The following is a 21,980-nucleotide window of genomic DNA, read 5'->3' on the forward strand; positions in this document are numbered from 1 at the left end:
TTCGATGCGAGGCGTGCGCAATCATTCATGCGGCATGCTCACACACTCACGGAACCAAATCCGATCATGCGTGTCGCGCGCAAATTCAATGCTGGCAATGCTTCGCGCGCGCTTTCTTCTGCACATCACACTGTGTCCCAAGCGCAACACACATCGCTTGCACGGCGATTTCTCACCTACGCTTAATCAAGCCAATCCCTTGTCAGGCAATGCTTTGGGACGTGTCTCGCAGATTCTTTTCATATCTGAAATAGATTCTTGCGGATTCTGAAATAGGCGGGAGTAGCGGTGACTCATACACTGCCCCCTGTCAACAGAGCAGTGCCGATAGCTGTTCGGGTCCGCGAGTGACGCATCGTCACCTCGACATGTTCTGTTTCGCCGCGTTCTGTTTACACGCGAATTCTGCGATTCGTGTCACGTTACTGGAGCTTAAACCATGAAAAAAACTCTTCTTGCCGCGGCCGTTGTCGGCGCGTTCTCGATGACCGCGCACGCTCAAAGCAGCGTCACCCTGTACGGCTTGATCGACGCCGGCGTCGCTTACACGAGCAATTCGACGAACACGGTCGGTGCATCGGGTTCGAAGAACTTCCGTGCAACGAGCGGTCTGGTCAACGGCAGCCGTTGGGGCCTGAAGGGCTCGGAAGACCTGGGTGGCGGTAACAAGGCCATCTTCGTGCTGGAAAACGGTTTCTCGATCAACAACGGTAGCCTGGGCCAAAACAACCGCATGTTCGGTCGTCAAGCCTTTGTCGGCCTGCAGAACGATCGTTTCGGCGCTGTGACCATCGGTCGTCAGTACGACTCCGTGGTTGACTACCTGGCACCGCTGACCCTGAACGGTTCGTCGTTCGGCGGCACGATCGCCTCGCACCCGTATGACAATGACAACACGAACAACTCGTTCCGTGTTAACAACTCGGTCAAGTACTCGAGCGCCAACTACAACGGCCTGACGTTCGGCGGCCTGTATGGCTTCTCGAACAAGGCTGGCGACTTCGCCAACAACCGTGCATTCAGCGCCGGCGTGAACTACGCAAACGGCCCGCTGACGGTGGCTGCTGCTTACTTGGAGCGTCAAGGCAATCCGGGTAACAACAACGGTAGCGGCGCTGTCGACACGTCGACCGGCGGCGATTCGATCTTCCAATCGTCGAAGCAACGCGTTTGGGGTATCGGTGGTAACTACGCCTTCGGCCCGGCAACGGTCGGCCTGGTGTACACCCACACCCAACTGCAAGGTCTGACGGGCCTGAACTACAACAGCACCGCTGTGTCGTTCGCCAACGACGGCCTGAAGTTCGACAACTTCGAAGTCAACGGTCGCTACATGCTGACCCCGGCAGTCTCGCTGTCGGCCGCGTACACGTACACGATGGCCAAGCAAGATTCGACGGACAAGAAGCCGAAGTTCCACACCGTGACGCTGCAAGCTGACTACCGTCTGTCGAAGCGCACCGATGTGTACCTGACGGGTTCGTACCAGCACATCTCCGACAACGAAGGTACTGGCCTCGCAGCCGGTGTCGGCGCTGCCGGCGGTATGTCGTCGACCAGCTCGCAAACCGTCGTCGGCACGGGTATCCGTCACCGCTTCTAATCAAGGCGGCGTGAACACCGGGGTAGTGATCCGGTGTTCCTGACATGAAAATGGCAGCCCTCGGGCTGCCATTTTTTTTATGGTGCGGTGAATCGATCAGAAGCGCGTCTCGCGCGCCGCGCGCAGGAAGTTATCCAGCACCGGCGTGCAGTCGAGAAACTCCGGGCCACCCGCGCGATGGAATTCCGGGTGCCATTGCAGGCCCATCACGAACGGCGCCTTGCGGTAGCGAATCGCTTCGACCACACCGTCTTCCGCACACACCGCTTCCACGCTCAGATCGCGGCCCAGCGTCTTCACCGACTGATGGTGAATCGAGTTGACGATCGGCACGTCGACCGGCGCCAGCATCTGCGCGAGCGAAGAACCTTCAGGGAAGGTCAGCGTGTGACGGTTGTGTTCGTACGTTTCAGTCACGTGCGGGATCGCTTGCGGCAAGTCCGTCGCAATGTCCTGATGCAGCGTGCCGCCGAAGGCCACGTTGATCAGTTGGCAACCACGACACACGCCGAGAATCGGCTTGCCCTGCTCCACGAACTCATGCAGCAGCTCAAGTTCGTACATGTCGCGCATGCGGTCGCCCTGCCATTCGTGACGCGTCGCCACTTCCGAATAGGTCAGCGGCGAAACGTCGGCGCCGCCCTGCAGGACCAGACCGTCCAGATGCTTCGCGTAATCGTGCAGACGAATGTGGCTCGGGTGCAGCAACCCCTGCGTGTCGACCGTCGGAATCATGAAAACGAGCACGTCGCGGGACATCACCCAGTGGGCAATCGACTCTTCCAGGTATTGCAACGTTTTGCTGCGCAAACCTTTCGAGCCGGGTTCCGGATGGAAGATACGCGCCGAGATACCGATTTTCAGCGTGCGCTGGGTGATGCGTTGTCCCGCGCGGTCGTACCACGCACGAAAACGCGCCGACATGATGCGACGCAGTACCGACCACGGCGAATCGCCCGCCTGCAAATAGGACGGCTGACCGCCCATCGAGGCCGGGCTGCCCGGGCGCGGCGCACTCGAACCGAAGGCCGGTTGATGCGGCGGTTCACCACCACCATCGCCTCCACCACCGCCTCCCGCACCACCACCGGCACCGGCGGTCGTACCCGCCTCACCGATGTTGCCGCCAGCGCTGCCCACACCAGCGGCCTTCACATCGTCACCCGATTTCGGCGCAGATGCGCCAATCGGGTTGCTGTCGGACGCCACGGCGGCGGCCGACGCGTGCGTTGTGGGCTTCGCAGCAGGCGTTTCCGCCTGCGCGTCCGCCGAAGCGGCGGCATCGGACGGCGGCGCGGGGCGCGTCAGCGTGTCGGGATTCGGCGGCATGCCCGAAGCCCCTTCAGCGGTCCCGGCAACGGGCTTAGCGGTCGGACGGGGAGTCGCTGGGGTGGCGGGTTCCACGTAGTCCGATGCGCGGGTCGCAGGCGAATCCGCGGGCGAGCCCGTAGAAGCCCCGGCAGCTTTCGTGGATTCAGGCGTAGAGGGCGTGGACGGCGTTGTCGCAGTCGACGGGGAAGTGGGCTTGCTCTTATCGGATTCGGGCTGGGACGGCGGCTGCGGCGATTTCGGATCTTGAGCGTCGGTCATGATGGCTTTGAAATGCGTCCTAAAAAGAACGGGAGGACGAAGGGGGAAAGATGGATTGACCAGGTCGGCCCGGGAATTATCCCGCTGCCATTATCCAACCGCAACCGGAGTGCCCGGAACGCCAGCACTCGACCGGACGTCATGACGAAGGCGTTCCCAACCTGCCAGATACGCATTCCGACCCGCCGATCGCGCGATGAAACCGTCTCGACCCCATGATGTCGAAGCTACTTGTTACGCATCGGGCGCCGGTTTCCGGCCGTGAATCACCTTCAGCGCCGCATGCAATCGTTGCGTACAATCGAAACAAGTTGCGCGATATTAAACCAATATTGAGCGATGTTATCCATGATTGCGAGAAATTGCTTGCCGCTCATGGCAAGCTCATTGGTACCAGGAGTTTGCAAGTGAAGCGTTTTCTTCGTCTGTGGCAAATCGCCCGTCATGATTTCCGCGTGCTCTGGCATGCGGCCCGCGATCCGCGACGTCCGCGCTGGCTGCTGCCCGCCGTGGTACTCCTCGCGGTTTATCTGCTGAGTCCCATCGACCTGATCCCCGATTTCGTCCCGGTGTTCGGGCTGCTGGACGACGTGGTCGTCATCGGCATGGTCATCCACTGGCTCATCAAGCGTTTGCCGGTCGATGTGCGCGAAGACGCGCGCGCTCATGTCTTCACGCAGCGCGCCTGAACGCCTGACACGCACATCGCCAGCCGTAGACACAAACAAACGGGAACGAAAAAGGGACGCCTCGGCGTCCCTGTCCTTTTCAGCCCGCGAAACGCTCGGGGCCGCTCAGGGCATGAGCAACGTCGACCCGGTGGTCTTGCGCGACTCCAGATCACGGTGCGCCTGCGCGACATCCGCCAGTGCGTAACGCTGGTTGACCTCGATCTTCACCGTGCCGTTACCGACGACATCGAACAACTCGTTCGCCGTGGCTTCGAGATCGGTGCGCTTGGCGGTGTAGTTGAAAAGCGTCGGACGCGTGAAGAACAACGAGCCGCGCGACACGAGATCGGCGGTGTTGATCTGCGCGACGGGACCGGAAGCGCTGCCGAAATTCACCATCGTGCCCAGCGGACGCAGGCAGTCGAGCGAGCCGATAAACGTGTCCTTGCCGATGGAATCGTAGACCACGGGCACGCCCTCGCCACCGGTGATGTCCTTGACGCGCTCGACGAAGTTCTCGCGCGTGTAGACGATCGGATGATCGCAACCGTACTGACGCACGAGCGCCGCCTTCTCGTCCGAGCCGACCGTGCCGATCACCGTCGCGCCCAGCGCCTTGGCCCACTGGCACACGATCAGCCCGACACCGCCGGCAGCCGCGTGAATCAGGATCGTGTCGCCCGCCTTGACCGAGTACGTGCGACGCAGCAGATACTGCGCCGTCATGCCTTGCAGCATCATGGCGGCGGCCTGATCGTCGCTGATGTTGTCGGGCACACGCACCAGCGGCGCGGCCGGCATCACACGCGCCTGCGAATACGCACCGCACGGACGGCTCGCGTAGGCAACGCGGTCGCCCGGCTGCACATGCGTGACGCCCTCGCCCACGGCCTCGACCACGCCGGCGGCCTCCATGCCCAGACCGGCAGGCAGCGGCTGCGGATACAGGCCCGTGCGGAAATACACGTCGATGTAGTTCAGGCCCACGGCGTTGTGACGCACGCGCGCCTCGCCCGGTCCCGGTTCGCCGACTTCGACGTCGACCCATTGCATCACTTCCGGGCCGCCGTTCTGTTCGATGCGGATTGCTTTTGTCATCCTCGCTCCTTCCCCTCGATGGGTAGTCGATCGGTCATGTTGATCGTGCGTGTTGGTCGTACTTGTCAGGCCGACGGCTGCGCCGCCAGCCTGACAATCAGTTGTTCCAGCAGCAAACGCGCCGTGGCGCTGTTGGTCGCGCACGGCACGTTGTGCACGTCGCACGCGCGCACCAGCGCGTTGATGTCGGGTTCATGCGGTTGCGGTGTCATCGGGTCGCGCAGGAACAGCACCATGTCGACGCGCCCCTCGGCCAGTTGCGCGCCGATCTGCAAATCGCCGCCGTGCGGCCCGGAGAGCATGCGCTCGACGTCGAGCCCCAGTTCGGTGGCGATGCGCCCGCCCGTCGTGCCCGTGGCCACGATCTGACATTGGCGCAGCACGTCGACGTAATCGCGCGCGACCGCCAGGATCTCGTCCTTCTTCTTGTCGTGTGCGATGAGTGCGATGCGGACCTTCGGTACTGTCGAAACCGTCATTGATGCGATCCCTGAACGTGAAATGGGTGATGGATGATGCACGAGAAACGACGCCCGAACGTCGCCCGCGCGACGTCGGAACGTGCTCGCTCAGAAAGTCCCGGGATAGGCGCCGCCATCGATCAACACGTTCTGCCCGGTGATGTAGCCCGCCTGTGCGCTGCACAGGAACGCGCACGTCGCGCCGAACTCATCCGGACGGCCGAAGCGACGGGCCGGGATGGCGGCTGCACGTTTGGCGCGCATGTCGTCGACCGGCTGTCCGCTCTTCGCCGCAGACGCTTCCAGCGTTGCCGCCAGCCGGTCGGTGTCGAACGCCCCCGGCAGCAGGTTGTTGATGGTGACGTTGTGCGCCACGGTCGTGCGCGCAACGCCGGCCACGAATCCCGTCAGCCCCGAGCGGGCGCCGTTGGACAGCCCGAGGATGTCGATGGGGGCCTTCACGGCAGATGAGGTGATGTTGACGATACGCCCGAAGCCGCGGGCGATCATGCCGTCCACCGTCGCCTTGATCAGCTCGATCGGCGTGAGCATGTTGGCGTCGATCGCGCGGATCCAGTCGTCGCGCTGCCAGTTGCGGAAGTCGCCCGGGGGCGGCCCGCCGGCATTCGTCACGAGAATGTCCGGTTGCGGACATGCCGCGAGCGCCTGCGCGCGGCCTTCCGGCGTGGTGATGTCGCAGGCCACGGCAGTCACCGTCACGCCTGTCGCGGCGCGAATCTCGCTGGCGGCGGCATTCAGGGCGTCGGCCGTGCGGGCCACGATCACCACGTTGACACCGGCGTCGGCCAGCGCCTGCGCACAGGCGCGCCCCAGCCCCTTGCTCGCGCCGCACACCAGCGCGGTGCGGCCCTTGATTCCCAGATCCATGTTCAGCCTTCAAGAAGACAAGTGATGCATTGGCGGAGGCTGCGAGGAGACGCGAAAGTCAGCGCCCGGCAGCCGTCTTGCAGCGATTCTAAGGGAATCGACCGCGCGCCGCTGCGAGGGCGTGACGTCGAAACCCGGACCGGCCTCGTCCGCTTCGGCTAAAATCGCGGCCATGCGGGCTTTAATCGCGACATACCGGTCCGATAGCCCAGCCTCGAATTGCCTGCCATGAAACAAGACTCCCGATTCCCGAACCTTTTCATCTGCGATCATCCGCTGATCCAGCACAAGCTCTCGCACATGCGCGACAAGGAAACGTCGACGCGCACGTTCCGCGGCCTGCTGCGTGAGATTACGCTGCTCATGGGTTACGAGATCACCCGCGATCTGCCGCTCACGACCGAGCGCATCGACACGCCGATGGTCCCGATGGACGCTCCCGTCATCGCCGGCAAGAAGCTCGCCGTGGTGCCCGTGCTGCGTGCCGGTGTCGGCATGAGCGACGGCCTGCTCGATCTGGTGCCCTCTGCACGCGTCGGCCACATCGGGGTGTATCGCGACGATCAGCATCGCCCGGTCGAATACCTCGTGCGTCTGCCGGATGTGGCCGACCGCCGCTTCATTCTTTGCGACCCGATGGTCGCGACCGGCTACTCGGCCGTTCATGCCGTGGACGTGCTGATCAAGCGCGGCGTGGAACCGGAGAACATCGCGTTCCTCGCCCTCGTGGCGGCTCCGGAAGGCGTGAAGGTGCTGCACGACGCGCATCCGGGCGTGAAGCTGTATGTGGCATCGCTGGACGAGCGTCTGGACGATCACGCGTACATCATTCCAGGTCTCGGCGACGCGGGCGACCGCCTGTTCGGCACCAAGAACTGACGGATTGACGTCGTCACGCAAATTGCGCAAGACAAAAAGCCCCGGGAATTCCCGGGGCTTTTGCTTTGTACGGCCGCTTGGGTCACTTAGGTCACTTAGGTCATTTAGGTCGCTTACCGATGGCGTCGGCCTATGTCCCCTTGCGGCGCGTAGCCATGGCGACCCCGACGGCCGCTAGCACCATCCCGCCCCAGGCCAGCGACGGCATGTGCTCCCCGACCATCAACCACGCTGCGAGCGCTGCGGCCGGCGGCACGAGGAAGAACAGCGCCGACACGCGCGACGCCTCGCCGCGTCGGATCATCGCCAGCAGCAACGAGATCGCAACGATCGAATTACCGATCACCAGATAGACGAGCGTCAGTCCGAGTTGCCACGTCCAGTCGACACGCATCGGTTCGAGCCACCAGGCGAGCGGCAGCGTCGCGGCGAAGCCGACGGCGTACTGCACGAGATTCGACGTGACCGGATGCTGCCCCAGGCCAAAGCGTTTCTCGTAGAGCGTGCCGCAAGTGATCGCTCCGAGCGCCACGAACGTCAGCAACAGGCCGAGCGCCGAGGTCGCCTCCACCGCCGAGCGCGCCACGATGACGAGCGCCGCCCCCGCCAGCCCCAGACCGAGTCCGATCCAGTTCATGCCGCTCACGCGCTCGCCGACCAGGTGCGGCACGGCCAGCGCCACGAGAATCGGTTGCAGCGACGTGATCAGCGCCACGCTGCCCGCCGACACCCCGAGACGCAGCGCCAGATACGTCATGCTGAAGTACAGCGCCTGAATCAGCAGACCGATGACGACGAGATGCCCCCAGGCCGCTGCCGTCTTCGGCAATGGGGGGCGCATGACCAGCGCGAGCGGTGCGAGCAGCACGAGCACCAGACCGTAGCGCAATGCGAGGAAAGTCAGCGGATCGGCGTAGGCCAGACCGATCTTGGCGACGGTGAACCCGACCGACCACAGGAACAGAAAGATGAGCGGCGCGGCACGCAACCACAGCGGATCGTGGGCCACACCGGTACGTACCGGATCCAGCGACGATTTCAGAGACATCGGTGAGTGGAAGGTCCTTTTCCCTTTTTATTATCTGGCGGGCATTGCCCGGCGATGCACCTGATCAGGACGGCGAGCGGGTCCGATGATCGATAGGCGGGGCGATTCGACAGGGGCGATTGGAGGTCGGCCCGCCCGACCGGACGGCGCGCTCAGCGGCGCTTGCTGCCCCCGAAAATGCTGCCCAGCACGCCGCGCACGATCTCGCGTCCCAACTGACTGCCGACGGTGCGCATCGTGCTCTTGACCATCGCTTCGACCGGCGAATCCTTGCTGCGCGACCCGCCCGAGCCGCCCAACAGACCGCCCAGCGAATCGAGCAGACCGCCGCCACCGGCCGACGGTGCGCTGCCGCCATTGCCTGCGGGCACAGGCGTGCCGTCCGGCTGGCGTGCCTGCGTCCGGCCGACGAGCTTTTCATACGCCGACTCCCGATCCACGACCTTCTCGTACACGCCCGCGACGAGCGATGCTGCCATCAACGCGGTGCGCTCCTGCGGCGTGATCGACCCGATACGCGACGCCGGCGGTGCAATGTACGCGCGCTCGGTGATCTCGGGACGCCCCTTCTCGTCGAGCAGCGACACCAGCGCTTCGCCCACCCCCAACTCGCCGATCACCGTCTCGATGTCGAGCGATGGATTCGCCCGCATCGTCTGCGCGGCCACCTTCACCGCCTTCTGATCGCGCGGCGAATACGCCCGCAAGGCGTGCTGCACGCGGTTGCCCAACTGGCCGAGCACCGTGTCCGGGACGTCGACCGGGTTCTGCGTCACGAAGTACACGCCCACGCCCTTCGAGCGAATCAGGCGCACCATCTGCTCGATTCGTTCCAACAGCGGCTTGGGCGCTTCGTTGAACAACAGGTGCGCTTCGTCGAAGAAGAAGACGAGCTTGGGTTTATCGGGATCGCCGACTTCCGGCAGACGCTCGAACAACTCGGCGAGCAGCCACAGCAGGAAGGTGGCGTAGATACGGGGGGCCGCGAGCAGCTTGTCGGCCGCGAGGATGTTGACGACGCCGCGCCCTTGCGCGTCCGTCTGCATGAAGTCTTCGATATTGAGCATCGGCTCGCCGAAGAACTTGTCCGCGCCTTGCTGCTCCAGCGTGAGCAGCCCGCGCTGGATCGCGCCGACCGACGCCGCCGAAATGTTGCCGTACTGCGTGGTGAAGTTCGACGCGTTGTCGCCCACATGCTGGAGCATGGCGCGCAGGTCCTTGCTGTCGAGCAGCAGCAGGCCGTTGTCGTCGGCGATCTTGAACACGAGGTTGAGCACGCCGGTCTGCGTCTCGTTGAGCCCCAGCAGGCGCGCGAGCAGCAGCGGGCCGAGATCGGAGATGGTGGCGCGCACCGGGTGGCCCTGCTCGCCGAAGACATCCCAAAGGGTGGCAGGGCTGCCGTGCCAGTCGGGGGTGTCGAATCCCAGATTGGCGATGCGCTCCTTGAGTTTGGGGGTCTCGACACCGGACTGCGTGATGCCGGTCAGATCGCCTTTGACGTCTGCCAGAAAAACCGGCACGCCAATATCTGAAAAGGCCTGGGCGATGACTTGCAGGGTGACGGTCTTGCCGGTACCGGTCGCCCCGGTGATGAGGCCGTGGCGGTTGCCCATTGCCGGCAGCAGTCCGAGAACATGCTGGGCGTTGCGCGCGATCGTGAGCCGTTCACCGGCATCGTGAGCCGAACTTGCCGAGGCGGCGGCCGGCGAATCGACATCGGTGGCGGCGGGGGCGGAAGGCACTTGCGACGGCACGGGCTTCTTGGGCATGAGAGACCTCGGCGGTGAACGCGGGGCGACTCGTGACACGGCGCTGCAAACACCCGTGGCACGGTGCGGCGGCATGATAAAATTGCTTCCGATTATAGCGGCACGCGTTGCCGCTCGGACTGCACCGCCCCGAAATACCCCACACGGACCCGTGATCGACCGGCCCCGTGTGACGCGACGGGGCGGCTGGACAATCGGCGCCCGCGACCCCGGTGGTGGCGGGCGCTCCCGTTTCAACGGTTGGCCGCGCCGCACTGCGCGGGCCGGCAGAGCATACTTCGCCGCACAGCGCGGCACGACGGAGAAATTCATGGCGGGTCATAGCAAATGGGCCAACATCAAGCACAAGAAGGCTGCGGCAGATGCCAAGCGCGGTAAAGTCTGGACACGTCTGATCAAGGAAATTACCGTGGCTGCCCGTCTGGGCGGCGGTGACGCCGACAGCAACCCGCGTCTGCGTCTGGCCGTGGAAAAGGCGGCAGACGCCAACATGCCCAAGGACAACGTCAAGCGCGCGATCGATCGCGGCGTGGGCGGTCTGGACGGCGCCAACTACGAAGAAATCCGCTACGAAGGCTACGGCATCAACGGCGCGGCCGTGATCGTCGACACCATGACGGACAACCGTGTGCGCACGGTGGCCGAAGTGCGTCACGCCTTCTCCAAGTTCGGCGGCAACATGGGTACCGACGGCTCGGTGTCGTTCCTCTTCACGCATTGCGGTCAGTTCCTGTTCTCGCCGGAAACCCCGGAAGACAAGCTGATGGAAGTGGCGCTCGACGCCGGCGCCGACGACGTGATCACCAATGAAGACGGCAGCTTCGAAGTCGTTTGCCCGCCCAACGACTTCCAGGCCGTGAAGGACAAGCTCGAAGCGGCCGGCCTGAAGGCCGAAGTCGCGGAAGTCACGATGAAGCCGCAAACCGAAGTGGTCTTCACCGGCGATGACGCCGTGAAGATGCAAAAGCTGCTCGACGCGCTCGAAAACCTCGACGACGTGCAGGACGTATTCACCAACGCCGTCATCGAGGAATAAGATGAAAATTCTGGTTGTCGGCTCGGGCGGCCGCGAACACGCGCTCGCGTGGAAGCTTGCCCAATCGCCGCGTATTCAACTGGTCTATGTCGCCCCGGGTAACGGTGGCACGGCGCTCGACGAGCGCCTGCGCAACGTGCCGATCAGCGACCCGAACGTGCTCGCCGAATTCGCCGCGCGCGAAGGCATCGCCCTGACCGTGGTCGGTCCGGAAACGCCGCTCGCCGCCGGTATCGTCAACATCTTCCGCGCCCGCGGCCTGAAGATCTTCGGCCCGACGAAGGAAGCCGCACAGCTCGAATCGTCGAAGGACTTCGCCAAGGCGTTCATGAAGCGCCACGGCATTCCGACCGCCGATTACGAAACGTTCTCCGACGCGGCCGCTGCGCACGCGTACATCGACGCCAAGGGCGCCCCGATCGTCATCAAGGCCGACGGTCTGGCCGCCGGCAAGGGCGTGGTCGTGGCGATGTCGCTCGACGAAGCGCACAACGCCGTCGACATGATGCTCGCCGACAACAAGCTCGGCGACGCCGGCGCCCGTGTGGTGATCGAGGAGTTCCTGCAAGGCGAGGAAGCCAGCTTCATCGTGATGGTCGACGGCAAGAACGTGCTGCCGCTGGCCACCTCGCAGGATCACAAGCGTCTGCTCGACAACGATCAGGGCCCGAACACGGGCGGCATGGGCGCTTACTCGCCCGCGCCGATCGTCACGCCGCAGATCCACGCCCGCGTGATGCGCGAAATCATCATGCCGACCGTGCGCGGCATGGAAACCGACGGCATCCGCTTCACCGGCTTCCTGTACGCCGGTCTGATGATCGACGCCGACGGCAACGTCAAGACGCTTGAATTCAACTGCCGTATGGGCGACCCGGAAACGCAGCCGATCATGGCGCGTCTGAAGGGCGACTTCTCGGTGGTGGTGGAACACGCCATTGCCGGTACGCTCGACAAGGTCGAACTGGACTGGGATCGTCGCTACGCGCTGGGCGTGGTGCTCGCCGCTCACGGCTATCCGGATACGCCGCGCAAGGGCGACCGCATCTCGGAAGTCCCGGCGGAGACTGAGGAGTGCGTAACGTTCCATGCGGGTACCCAGCTCGAGAACGACGTGCTCAAGGTCACCGGCGGTCGTGTGCTGTGCGTGGTCGGCTTGTCCGATACGGTACGTGGCGCGCAGAGCGTGGCGTACCAGACCGTCAACCAGATCAACTTCGACGGCATGCAGTATCGCCACGACATCGGCAATCGCGCGCTGGCGCGCAAGCCGGAGTAAGGCAGACGGCAGGCCGAGGTCAAGCCGGTGCGGTCGAACGCCTGACGGCAACCCCGGCTGGAATGGTTGGAACGGTTGAAAGCGCGGCCCGGGAGACCCCAAGTCTCCCGGGCCGTTGTCGTTTCCGGGCCTTTGCATCCGATCGTTTGGGCTGCCTCACATCCTGTGTGCGGCGCGATTGACAAGCGCAGGCCAACTTGGCACGCTGGCGACGCGTGACACTGGAAGTTCACTCGCCAGCATGCGCATCCGGCCAGCCCCGGCGGAATTCATGCAGTTTTCCCGACAGACCCCTCGCTCGACGGAGACTCACATGTTCGACCTCGACAAGCTGGTCAACGATTATCTGGTGCCGTTCGGCCTGAAGATCCTGATGGCCATCGTCATCTGGATCATCGGCGGCATCGTCATCAATCTGGTCGCGCGGCTCGTACGCGGCGCGATGACCCGCCGCAACATCGATCCCACGCTCGTACGCTACACCGAGTCGTCGCTGCGCATCGCGTTGCGCATCGCACTCATTCTCTCCATCCTCAGTGTCTGCGGCATCGAGACGACGTCGTTCGCCGCCCTGCTCGCCGCCGCCGGTATCGCGATCGGCGCCGCATGGTCGGGACTGCTGTCCAACTTCGCGTCGGGCATCTTCCTGATCGTGCTGCGACCGTTCAAGTCCGGCGACATGATCAGCGCGGGCGGCGTGACGGGCGTGGTCGACGAGATCGGCCTGTTCGTCACCACCCTCACCACGGCGGACAATCTGCGCGTGTACATCGGCAACACCAAGGTCTTCGGCGACAACATCACCGTGTACGACGCCAACGCCTTCCGGCGCGTGGATCTCACCGCACAGCTTGCCCATACGGTCGATTTGCAGGATGCCGTCGCGAGACTGAAAGCCCGCGTCGCCCAGATTCCCAACGTGGTTGAGAAGCCCGGCGTCGATGTGGAGATTCTGGAATTCAATCCGTCCGGGCCGGTGCTGGCGGTGCGGCCGTACTGCCACAACCGCGATTACTGGCAGGTGTACTTCGACACCAACCGTGCGATTGCCGAAGTCGGCGGCACGGCGCACTGGCCGGTACCCGCAACGCGTCAGATCCTGATGCCGCCGCCGGGGGCAGCCGCCGGGGTTCCCGCCGCCACCCCGTCTATCGTGCCCGGTGCCGGCGGCGCAGCCCCCGCAGGCACCCTGCCCAACTCGCCGGCGCCCTGAGCGTCACACGTTGGCTCAGGACTTGACTCAGGTCATCCGGGCGGCACCGGCGAAGATGGCCGGCCGCCCGCGTCTTGCTGCGTCCCGGTACAATCTCGGGTAAATCGAACGCGTCGACCCGCCAATCGGTGGCCCCTTTACCGGCCTCGTTGACGATATCGACGACGGTATTACCGACGATATTGCCGACGGTATTCGCAAAGAAATTGCCGACGGACACATCGACCACGCAAGGGACGTCACAGAATGACAGCGCAAGACACCGCACAGGCGCCGGACACGGCGGCGGTACGCACGTATCTGCTCGGGCTTCAGGACAACATCGTCGCCACGATGGAGCGCCTCGATGGCAAACGCTTCTTCGTCGACGACTGGCAACGCCCCGCCGACAGCCCGTTGCGCGGTGACGGCCGCACCCGAGTGCTCGACGACGGCGACTTCTTCGAGCGTGGCGGCGTGAACTTCTCCCATGTGATCGGCGACAAGCTGCCCGCCTCGGCCAGCGCCTCGCGGCCCGAACTGGCCGGGCGCGGCTTCGAAGCCCTCGGCGTCTCGCTGGTGCTGCATCCGCGCAATCCGTATTGCCCGACCGTGCACTTCAACGTGCGGATCCTGATCGCCACGGCCCCGGGCGAACTACCGGCCTTCTGGTTCGGCGGCGGCATGGACCTCACGCCGTATTACCCGTTCGAAGACGACTGCAAGCACTTCCATCAGACCTGCAAGGACGCGCTCGATCCGTTCGATGCCACGTGGTACCCACGCTTCAAGACGTGGTGCGACGACTACTTCTACCTGAAGCACCGTCAGGAGCCGCGCGGCATCGGCGGCATCTTCTTCGACGACTTCTCGGGCGGCGGCTTCGACACCGGGTTTGCCGTCATGCAAAGCGTGGGCGACGCTTTTCTCGACGCCTATGTGCCCATCGTGGAACGCCGTCGCGGCATGCCGTACGGCGAGCGCGAGCGCGATTTTCAGGCGCACCGCCGCGGCCGTTACGTCGAATTCAATCTGGTCTGGGACCGGGGCACGCACTTCGGCCTGCAATCGGGCGGACGCACCGAATCGATTCTGATGTCGATGCCGCCGGTCGTGAAATGGCACTACGACTGGAAGCCGGAACCGGGCACGCCGGAAGCGAAGCTCTATACCGATTTCCTCGTGCGCCGCGAGTGGGTGTGAAGGCCGAGCCAGCATGACCGTCACCTCAACTGCGACGTCGGCACCGTCCGGCAAGAGCGCCACGCCAGCGAATCGCCCGAATCCCACCAACCGCCCCGACAGCGCCGACCGCGCCATTCCGGCCGTGCGGCGCATTGGCGTGCTGGGCGGCACGTTCGACCCGATTCACACCGGTCATCTCGCGCTCGGCGCGCTGTTCGCCGGCACGCTCGCGCTCGACGAACTGATCCTGATGCCCGCCGGTCAGCAGCCGCAGAAGCAAGGCAGCACGGACGCCGGGCATCGGCTGGCCATGACGCGCCTGGCCGCCGAAGGTCTCGCCGCTGAGCTGGCCGTCACGCATCCGTCGACGCAGGTCATCGTGAGCACGCGCGAGATCGAGCGCGCCGGGCCGAGCTACACCGTCGATACGTTGCGGGACATGCGCCGCGATATCGGTCCCGACGTCTCGCTCTCGCTGCTCATCGGCTCAGACCAACTGGTAAGGCTCGACACCTGGCACGCGTGGCGCGAACTGTTCGATTACGCGCACGTCTGCGCCGCGGCAAGGCCCGGTTTCAGCCGCGATACGGCGTCGGCGCAACTGCGCGATGTCTTCGCACAACGGGAAGAGACCGCGCTCGGGGTACAATCCACGCCATGCGGCGGCATCCTGATCGACGACTCACTGGCCGTCGACATATCCGCCACCGAGTTGCGCGCCACGCTGGCGCACGCGCAAGACGCGGCCACGCCCCCGGAAAACCTGCCCGAACCTGTGTGGCAGTACATCCGCGCGCAACACCTGTATCGCGCCTGACGGCCCCCGTATGACGTTGGCGGGCCGCTGTGCCGCACCCCTGTTTCACCCAAAAGACGCACTATGGATATTCGTAAACTTCAACGCCTGATCGTCGACGCTCTCGAAGACGTCAAGGCCCAGGACATCAAGGTGTTCAACACCGAACACCTCACCGCACTGTTCGAGCGCGTGGTCATCGCGAGCGGTACGTCCAACCGCCAGACCAAGGCGCTCGCCGCCAGCGTGCGCGACAAGGTCAAGGCCGCCGGTGGCGATATCGTCAGCATCGAAGGCGAAGATGTCGGCGAATGGGTGCTGGTCGACACGGGCGACGCCATCGTGCACATCATGCAGCCAGCCCTGCGCCAGTACTACAACCTCGAAGAAATCTGGGGCGAGAAGCCCGTTCGCCTGAAGGCCGCCGGCACCAAGGCAGGCGCCAAGGCCAGCGCAGAAGACGACGCTGAAGACGCCGAAGATGACGAGGCGCCCGCCCCCGCGCCGGCTCGCCGCAAGAGCAGCAAGTAAGACGCCGCGCGCGACTTCGCCGACACGCCGCCGCCATGCGTCTGTTCATTCTCGCAGTCGGGCACAAGATGCCCGGCTGGATCGAGACCGCCTTCGCCGAGTACGCCAAGCGCATGCCGCCCGAGCTGCGCATCGAACTCAAGGAAATCAAGCCGGAGCAACGCTCCAACTCCCGCACCGCCGAGACGGTCATGGCCGCCGAAGCGCAGCGCATCGACGCGGCGCTGCCGCGCGGCTGCCGTCTCGTGTGTCTGGACGAACGCGGGCAGGATCTCACCACGATGCGTCTGGCGCAGTCGCTTACCGTCTGGCAGCAGGACGGGCGCGATGTGGCCTTCGTGATCGGCGGTGCCGACGGGCTCGATCCGGGCCTCAAGGCGCGTGCCGACACCCTCATCCGTCTGTCCAGCCTCACCCTGCCGCACGGCATGGTGCGGGTGCTGCTCGCCGAACAGCTCTACCGCGCGTGGAGCATCAACGCCAATCATCCGTACCATCGGGTGTAGGGTCTGGCGTGAGGGGCGCTCTCGCAGCATCACCGCAGCGCCTCCGCAGCGGGCGCCCCCCCTCTGTATGACAAATCAATAAGTCAGCCATAAGTCACAAGGCTTTGGTGCGGCGCAATGCATCGTTGTATCAGGCTGCCGATGCCGCGTCGCGCCTTGCCCACCGGCCCGTTCCGGGCGTTGTCAATCCCCCCGTTGCACTCGCGTGCAACACCCGTTGTGCAGTGCGAGTGGAAAAATCATAACGACGTGTTAGTCTACGCGGCGCTACACAGTTCGCACCGCGAACAAGCAGGGGCCGCTCACTCAACAGGCCCTGGACTTCTCGTGAACCCCCGGAGATTGGTATGAAGCAACCTTCCCTGCGCACCTTTGCCCTGGCTGGCGTGGGCGCTGCACTGGCACTCGGCATGAGCACCTCGGCCCTGGCCGCCACGGAGATCCAGTTCTGGCATTCGATGGAATCGGCCCTCGGCGATCGCGTGAACCAGATCGCTGCCGACTTCAACGCCTCGCAAAGCGACTACAAGATTGTCCCGATCTACAAGGGCAACTACGAGCAGGGTCTGGCAGCGGGTATCGCCGCCTTCCGCGCCGGTAACGCCCCGGCCATTCTCCAGGTGTACGAAGTGGGCACCGCCACGATGATTCAGGCCAGGAAGGCCGTGAAGCCCGTGTGGCAAGTCATGAAGGACGCCGGCGAGCCGTTCGATGAAAAGGCCTTCGTGCCCGCCATCGCCGGTTACTACGCCGACGGCAAGACCAATCACCTGATCTCGATGCCGTTCAACAGCTCGACGCCGGTGCTCTATTACAACAAGGACGCCTTCAAGAAGGCGGGCCTCGATCCGAACACCCCGCCCAAGACGTGGGCCGACGTGAAGACCGACGCCGAGAAGCTCAAGGCTTCGGGCATGTCGTGCGGCTTCACGATGGGCTGGCAAGGCTGGACGCAGCTCGAAAACTACAGCGCCTGGCACGCCCTGCCGTTCGCCACGAAGGATAACGGCTTCGGCGGCCTCGACGCCAAGCTGAGCTTCAACGGCCCGCAACAGGTCAAGCACATCCAGTTCCTGGCCGACATGGCCAAGGAAGGCTCGTTCACGTACGTGGGCCGCAAGGATGAAGTGACCTCGAAGTTCTACAGCGGCGATTGCGGTATCGCCATGACGACGTCGGGCGCACTGGCCAACATCGGCAAGTACGCCAAGTTCAGCTACGGCGTGGGCATGATGCCGTACGACGCCGATGTGAAGGGCGCACCGCAGAACGCCATCATCGGTGGCGCCAGCCTGTGGGTGCTCGCCGGCAAGTCGCCCGCCGAGTACAAGGGCGTGGCCAAGTTCCTGAACTACCTCGCCTCGCCGGCCGTGGCCGCCAAGTGGCACCAGGACACCGGCTACCTGCCGGTCACCAAGGCCGCTTACGAGCTGACCGAGAAGCAAGGCTTCTACGCGAAGAACCCGGGCGCCGACACGGCCATCAAGCAGATGCTCAACAAGGATCCGCTGCCGTACACGCGTGGCCTGCGTCTGGGCAACATGCCGCAGATCCGTACCGTGGTCGACGAAGAACTCGAAGGCGTGTGGAGCGGCAAGCAAACGCCTAAAGCCGCGCTCGACAAGGCTGTGCAACGTGGCGACGACCTGCTGGCTCGTTTCGCGAAGCAAGGCAGCTAAACCGCCTCGAACGCGCGATTACGCCGTCAATGCAGGGGCTTTTCCTGCGTTCGCAGCATGAATCGTGACGTTACAATGACACCACCCCGGCTCGCCTGAAACGCGGGCCGGGTTGGTTTTTTTTGGTCACTACGTTATGGCGCACAACTCCAGAGAACGCCCTCGCTTCGGCACCGGCTGGCTGCCCTACGCTCTTGTAGCCCCGCAGCTCTTCATCACTGTCGTATTCTTCCTGTGGCCGGCGGGCGAAGCCCTTTGGCAATCGACATCGACGCAAGACGCTTTCGGCCTTTCGAGCGAATTCGTCGGACTCGACAACTTCACAGCGCTGTGGGGCGACTCGCTCTACCTCGCATCGTTTCGCACGACGATGATCTTCAGCGGACTGGTCACGGTCTGCGGTCTCGTCATCTCCCTGTTGCTCGCGGCCATGGCCGATCGCGTCACGCGCGGCAAGCGCGTCTATCAGACGCTGCTGATCTGGCCGTACGCCGTCGCACCCGCCATCGCCGCCGTGCTGTGGGCCTTCCTCTTCAACCCGAGTATCGGTCTGGTCACCTTCGGCCTCGCCAAGCTCGGCATCGAGTGGAACCATGCGCTCAATGGCGGACAGGCCATGTTCCTCGTCGTGCTCGCGTCGATCTGGAAGCAGATCAGCTATAACTTCCTGTTCTTCTACGCCGGCTTGCAGGCCATTCCGCGCTCGCTCGTGGAAGCCGCCGCCATCGACGGCGCAGGTCCGATCCGGCGTTTCTTCGGGCTGGTGTTGCCGCTGATTTCGCCGACGACGTTCTTCCTGCTCGTGGTCAACCTCGTCTACTCGTTCTTCGACACCTTCCCGGTGATCGATGCGGCGACCGGCGGCGGCCCGGGCCAGTCGACCATGACGCTGATCTACAAGATCTATTCGGAAGGCTTCAAGGGGCTCGACCTCGGCAGCTCGGCTGCCCAGTCGGTGGTGCTGATGGTGATCGTCATCGTGCTCACGGTCGTGCAGTTCCGCTTCATCGAACGCAAGGTGCAATACGCATGATCGAGAACCGTCGCGGCCTGGATATCTTCTGCCACGTCATGCTGATTATCGGCGTGCTGCTGGTGGTCTTTCCGCTCTATGTGGCGTTCGTCGCCGCCACCATGAACGAGAGCGAAGTCTTCAACGTTCCTTTGTCGCTCATTCCGAGCACCCACCTGTTCGAAAACCTCGCCACGGTGTGGGGTACCGGTACGGGTAACGCCGCCATGCCGTTCGGTCTGATGCTCGGCAACAGCCTGTTCATGGCACTGGTCGTCACGATCGGCAAGATCTCGGTCTCGATCCTGTCGGCCTTCGCCATCGTGTACTTCCGCTTCCCGCTGCGCAATCTGTTCTTCTGGCTCATCTTCGTCACGCTGATGCTGCCGGTCGAAGTGCGTATCTTCCCCACGGTGCAGGTGATTTCGACCCTGGGGCTGATCAACAGCTATGCGGGTCTGACGGTGCCGCTGATCGCGTCGGCCACGGCCACGTTCCTGTTCCGGCAGTTCTTCATGACGCTGCCCGACGAACTCGTCGAAGCCGCGCGCATCGACGGCGCCGGTCCGATGCGTTTCTTCTTCGACGTGGTCCTGCCGCTGTCGAAGACGAACATCGCGGCGCTGTTCGTCATCACGTTCATCTATGGCTGGAATCAGTACCTGTGGCCGATTCTCGTGACCAATGCGCCGGAAATGACAACGGCCGTCGTGGGCATCAAGAGCATGATCGGCAGCGGTGACACCGCCACCCAATGGCAACTCGTCATGAGCGCTACGCTGCTCGCCATGCTGCCGCCGCTGGCGGTGGTGCTGCTGATGCAACGTTGGTTCGTGCGCGGTCTGGTCGATTCGGAAAAGTAATCATGGCAAATCTCAAACTCCATAGCGTCAAGAAAACCTACGACCAGAACAACTACGTGCTGCACGGTGTCGACATCGACATCGAAGACGGCGAGTTCGTGGTCATCGTCGGTCCGTCGGGTTGTGGCAAGTCGACGCTGCTGCGCATGGTCGCCGGCCTCGAATCAGTCAGCGAAGGCAGCATCCTCATCGGCTCGCAGGTCGTGAATCAGCTGGAGCCGAAGGATCGCAACATTGCGATGGTGTTCCAGAACTACGCGCTGTATCCGCATATGGACGTGCGTCAGAACATGTCGTACGGCCTGAAGATTCGCGGCATCGACAAGAAGCTCATCGACGAGCGCGTGCTCGCCGCCGCGCGCATTCTGGAACTCGAACCCCTGCTCGCACGCAAGCCGCGCGAACTCTCGGGCGGTCAGCGTCAGCGTGTGGCGATGGGCCGGGCCATCGTGCGCGAACCGGCCGTGTTCCTGTTCGACGAACCGCTCTCGAACCTCGACGCCAAGCTGCGCGTGCAGATGCGTCTGGAAATCCAGCGTCTGCACAAGCGCCTGAAGACCACCAGCCTGTACGTCACGCACGATCAGGTCGAAGCCATGACGCTGGCCGATCGCGTGATCGTCATGAACAAGGGCTACGCCGAGCAGATCGGCACGCCGACGGACGTGTACGAGCGCCCGGCATCGCTGTTCGTGGCAAGCTTCATGGGCTCGCCCGCGATGAACCTGCTCAAGGGCCGTGTCGACCCGGAAGGCCGTACGTTCGAGATCGAAGGTGGCCCGGCACTGCGTCTGCCGCCCACGAGCATGGCGCACGCCAATCGCGAACTCGTGCTCGGCGTGCGTCCGGAACATCTGGTGCCGGCCGAGCAGCAGAACGGCCTCGGGGCGTTCGCGGCACAGACCAGCATCCACGTCGATCAACTCGAACTGCTCGGCGCCGACAACCTGCTGCATGGCCGCTGGGGCGAGCAGCAGGTGACGGTGCGTCTGCCGCATGAGATGCGACCGGCAGCGGGCACGGTCGTGCCGCTGGCCATCTCGGCCAAGGCGCTGCACCTGTTCGATCCGTCGACCGGCAAGCGAGTCGAAGCATGAGCGACGCTCCCGTACCCTCTCATTTGTGGCGCGACTGGCCGTATCCGCGCATCGTCTCGCATCGCGGCGGCGGCAAGCTCGCACCGGAGAACACGCTGGCGGCGTTCGAGATGGGCGCGTCGCTCGGCCTGCGCATGGTTGAATTCGACGCCAAACTCTCCGCAGACAACGTCGTCTTTCTGTTGCATGACGATACCGTCGACCGCACCAGCAATGGTCATGGCGCCGCGGCGCAAATGACCTACGCCGAGATCGAGACGCTCGATGCCGGTAGCTGGTTCGGCGCTGACGGCCGTTTTGCGGGCCAGGTAATGCCGACACTGGCGCAGGTGGCCGAACGCTGCCTCGCGCTGGGTCTGGCGGCGAACGTCGAAATCAAGCCGTGCCCGGGGCGCGAAGCCGAAACGGGCAAGCGGGTGGCCGAGGCGGTCAGAACGCTGTGGGCCGGTCAGGCGCAGCCCCCGCTGCTCTCGTCGTTCTCCTACGAGGCGCTCGAAGCGGCCGCTGCTGCCGTGCCGGAGTTGCCGCGCGGCATGCTGTACGAGGCGGTGCCGGCTCACTGGCGGGACGATGCCCGCAAGCTCGGCACGGTCACGCTGCATGCCAGCCACAAGCATCTCGACGGCCCGCAGGTCGCCGAGATCAAGGCCGCAGGCCTGCACATGCTCGTCTACACGGTCAACGAACCGGCGCGGGCACGTGAGCTGGCCGCGTGGGGCGTTGACGCCATCTGCACCGACCGCATCGATCTGATCGGCGCAGACTTCCTTGCAGACCTCTGAGTCGCAATAAACGGC

The 21,980-nt window shown here is 64.1% G+C and carries 21 protein-coding genes; 15 read left to right on the top strand and 6 right to left on the bottom strand.

Annotation, left to right across the window (positions count from 1 at the left end; genetic code table 11):
* Positions 1 to 439: 439 nt before the first annotated feature.
* Positions 440 to 1,603: a porin gene (locus PCA20602_RS00470; RefSeq protein WP_150719518.1), complete on the top strand. Its 1,164-nt coding sequence runs from the start codon at positions 440 to 442 to the stop codon at positions 1,601 to 1,603.
* A gap of 96 nt (positions 1,604 to 1,699) precedes the next feature.
* On the opposite strand, the gene PCA20602_RS00475 is transcribed toward PCA20602_RS00470, so the two are convergent.
* Positions 1,700 to 3,007, bottom strand: coding sequence for a gamma-glutamyl-gamma-aminobutyrate hydrolase family protein (locus tag PCA20602_RS00475; RefSeq protein ID WP_425495626.1), 1,308 nt, complete (start codon positions 3,005 to 3,007; stop codon positions 1,700 to 1,702).
* A gap of 593 nt (positions 3,008 to 3,600) precedes the next feature.
* Here PCA20602_RS00475 and PCA20602_RS00480 point away from each other — a divergent pair.
* Positions 3,601 to 3,882: a YkvA family protein gene (locus tag PCA20602_RS00480; protein ID WP_069341542.1), complete on the top strand. Its 282-nt coding sequence runs from the start codon at positions 3,601 to 3,603 to the stop codon at positions 3,880 to 3,882.
* Between the two features lie 105 nt (positions 3,883 to 3,987).
* On the opposite strand, the gene PCA20602_RS00485 is transcribed toward PCA20602_RS00480, so the two are convergent.
* The 3 genes from PCA20602_RS00485 to PCA20602_RS00495 all read right to left on the bottom strand — a co-directional run bounded on the left by PCA20602_RS00485 (position 3,988) and on the right by PCA20602_RS00495 (position 6,311).
* Positions 3,988 to 4,962, bottom strand: coding sequence for a quinone oxidoreductase family protein (locus PCA20602_RS00485; protein WP_150719520.1), 975 nt, complete (start codon positions 4,960 to 4,962; stop codon positions 3,988 to 3,990).
* 65 nt (positions 4,963 to 5,027) lie between these two features.
* The gene (locus PCA20602_RS00490) at positions 5,028 to 5,441 is read right to left on the bottom strand and encodes a methylglyoxal synthase (protein ID WP_150719521.1); all 414 of its coding nucleotides are present in this window, start codon (positions 5,439 to 5,441) and stop codon (positions 5,028 to 5,030) included.
* Positions 5,442 to 5,531: 90 nt separating this feature from the next.
* A complete protein-coding gene (locus PCA20602_RS00495; protein WP_150719522.1) occupies positions 5,532 to 6,311 on the bottom strand; it encodes an SDR family oxidoreductase in 780 nt (259 codons plus the stop codon).
* Positions 6,312 to 6,539: 228 nt separating this feature from the next.
* On the opposite strand from PCA20602_RS00495, the gene upp reads away from it, so the two are divergent.
* Positions 6,540 to 7,190, top strand: a complete 651-nt coding sequence (gene upp, locus PCA20602_RS00500; RefSeq protein ID WP_069341546.1) for a uracil phosphoribosyltransferase — start codon at positions 6,540 to 6,542, stop codon at positions 7,188 to 7,190.
* Between the two features lie 130 nt (positions 7,191 to 7,320).
* Here upp and PCA20602_RS00505 read toward each other — a convergent pair whose 3' ends face one another.
* Together PCA20602_RS00505 and PCA20602_RS00510 are read right to left on the bottom strand one after the other, a co-directional pair.
* Entirely contained in the window at positions 7,321 to 8,238 is a 918-nt protein-coding gene (locus PCA20602_RS00505) for a DMT family transporter (RefSeq protein WP_150719523.1), read from the bottom strand.
* Between the two features lie 152 nt (positions 8,239 to 8,390).
* Positions 8,391 to 9,851, bottom strand: a complete 1,461-nt coding sequence (locus PCA20602_RS00510) for a helicase HerA-like domain-containing protein (protein WP_246182000.1) — start codon at positions 9,849 to 9,851, stop codon at positions 8,391 to 8,393.
* A 466-nt stretch (positions 9,852 to 10,317) separates the two neighbouring features.
* Here PCA20602_RS00510 and PCA20602_RS00515 point away from each other — a divergent pair, with 466 nt between their 5' ends.
* The 12 genes from PCA20602_RS00515 to ugpQ all read left to right on the top strand — a co-directional run bounded on the left by PCA20602_RS00515 (position 10,318) and on the right by ugpQ (position 21,965).
* Positions 10,318 to 11,043, top strand: coding sequence for a YebC/PmpR family DNA-binding transcriptional regulator (locus PCA20602_RS00515; protein WP_069341631.1), 726 nt, complete (start codon positions 10,318 to 10,320; stop codon positions 11,041 to 11,043).
* A 1-nt stretch (position 11,044) separates the two neighbouring features.
* Positions 11,045 to 12,322, top strand: coding sequence for a phosphoribosylamine--glycine ligase (gene purD, locus PCA20602_RS00520; protein WP_150719525.1), 1,278 nt, complete (start codon positions 11,045 to 11,047; stop codon positions 12,320 to 12,322).
* Positions 12,323 to 12,635: 313 nt separating this feature from the next.
* Entirely contained in the window at positions 12,636 to 13,535 is a 900-nt protein-coding gene (locus PCA20602_RS00525; RefSeq protein WP_150719526.1) for a mechanosensitive ion channel family protein, read from the top strand.
* A 246-nt stretch (positions 13,536 to 13,781) separates the two neighbouring features.
* On the top strand, positions 13,782 to 14,717 hold the full coding sequence (gene hemF, locus PCA20602_RS00530) for an oxygen-dependent coproporphyrinogen oxidase (RefSeq protein ID WP_150719527.1): 936 nt from the start codon (positions 13,782 to 13,784) through the stop codon (positions 14,715 to 14,717).
* Between the two features lie 13 nt (positions 14,718 to 14,730).
* Positions 14,731 to 15,516 (top strand): nicotinate-nucleotide adenylyltransferase, encoded by a 786-nt coding sequence (locus PCA20602_RS00535; RefSeq protein WP_150719528.1) that lies wholly within the window; start codon positions 14,731 to 14,733, stop codon positions 15,514 to 15,516.
* A 63-nt stretch (positions 15,517 to 15,579) separates the two neighbouring features.
* Positions 15,580 to 16,026: a ribosome silencing factor gene (gene rsfS, locus PCA20602_RS00540; protein WP_150719529.1), complete on the top strand. Its 447-nt coding sequence runs from the start codon at positions 15,580 to 15,582 to the stop codon at positions 16,024 to 16,026.
* 35 nt (positions 16,027 to 16,061) lie between these two features.
* Entirely contained in the window at positions 16,062 to 16,532 is a 471-nt protein-coding gene (gene rlmH / locus PCA20602_RS00545) for a 23S rRNA (pseudouridine(1915)-N(3))-methyltransferase RlmH (RefSeq protein WP_069341626.1), read from the top strand.
* 347 nt (positions 16,533 to 16,879) lie between these two features.
* Complete coding sequence (gene ugpB / locus PCA20602_RS00550) at positions 16,880 to 18,211, top strand: sn-glycerol-3-phosphate ABC transporter substrate-binding protein UgpB (RefSeq protein WP_150719530.1); 1,332 nt, start codon at positions 16,880 to 16,882, stop codon at positions 18,209 to 18,211.
* Positions 18,212 to 18,347: 136 nt separating this feature from the next.
* Positions 18,348 to 19,244 carry a sn-glycerol-3-phosphate ABC transporter permease UgpA gene (gene ugpA, locus PCA20602_RS00555; RefSeq protein WP_150719531.1) on the top strand — a complete coding sequence of 299 codons (897 nt, stop codon included), beginning with the start codon at positions 18,348 to 18,350 and terminating at the stop codon, positions 19,242 to 19,244.
* Positions 19,241 to 20,086 (top strand): sn-glycerol-3-phosphate ABC transporter permease UgpE, encoded by an 846-nt coding sequence (gene ugpE, locus PCA20602_RS00560; protein WP_069341623.1) that lies wholly within the window; start codon positions 19,241 to 19,243, stop codon positions 20,084 to 20,086. Before ugpA ends, ugpE begins: the two co-directional genes overlap by 4 nt.
* A gap of 2 nt (positions 20,087 to 20,088) precedes the next feature.
* Entirely contained in the window at positions 20,089 to 21,183 is a 1,095-nt protein-coding gene (locus PCA20602_RS00565; RefSeq protein WP_150719532.1) for a sn-glycerol-3-phosphate import ATP-binding protein UgpC, read from the top strand.
* Entirely contained in the window at positions 21,180 to 21,965 is a 786-nt protein-coding gene (ugpQ, locus tag PCA20602_RS00570; RefSeq protein WP_069341621.1) for a glycerophosphodiester phosphodiesterase, read from the top strand. Before PCA20602_RS00565 ends, ugpQ begins: the two co-directional genes overlap by 4 nt.
* Positions 21,966 to 21,980 lie beyond the last annotated feature (15 nt).

Source organism: Pandoraea capi (genome assembly GCF_902459735.1).
Lineage (GTDB): Bacteria > Pseudomonadota > Gammaproteobacteria > Burkholderiales > Burkholderiaceae > Pandoraea > Pandoraea capi.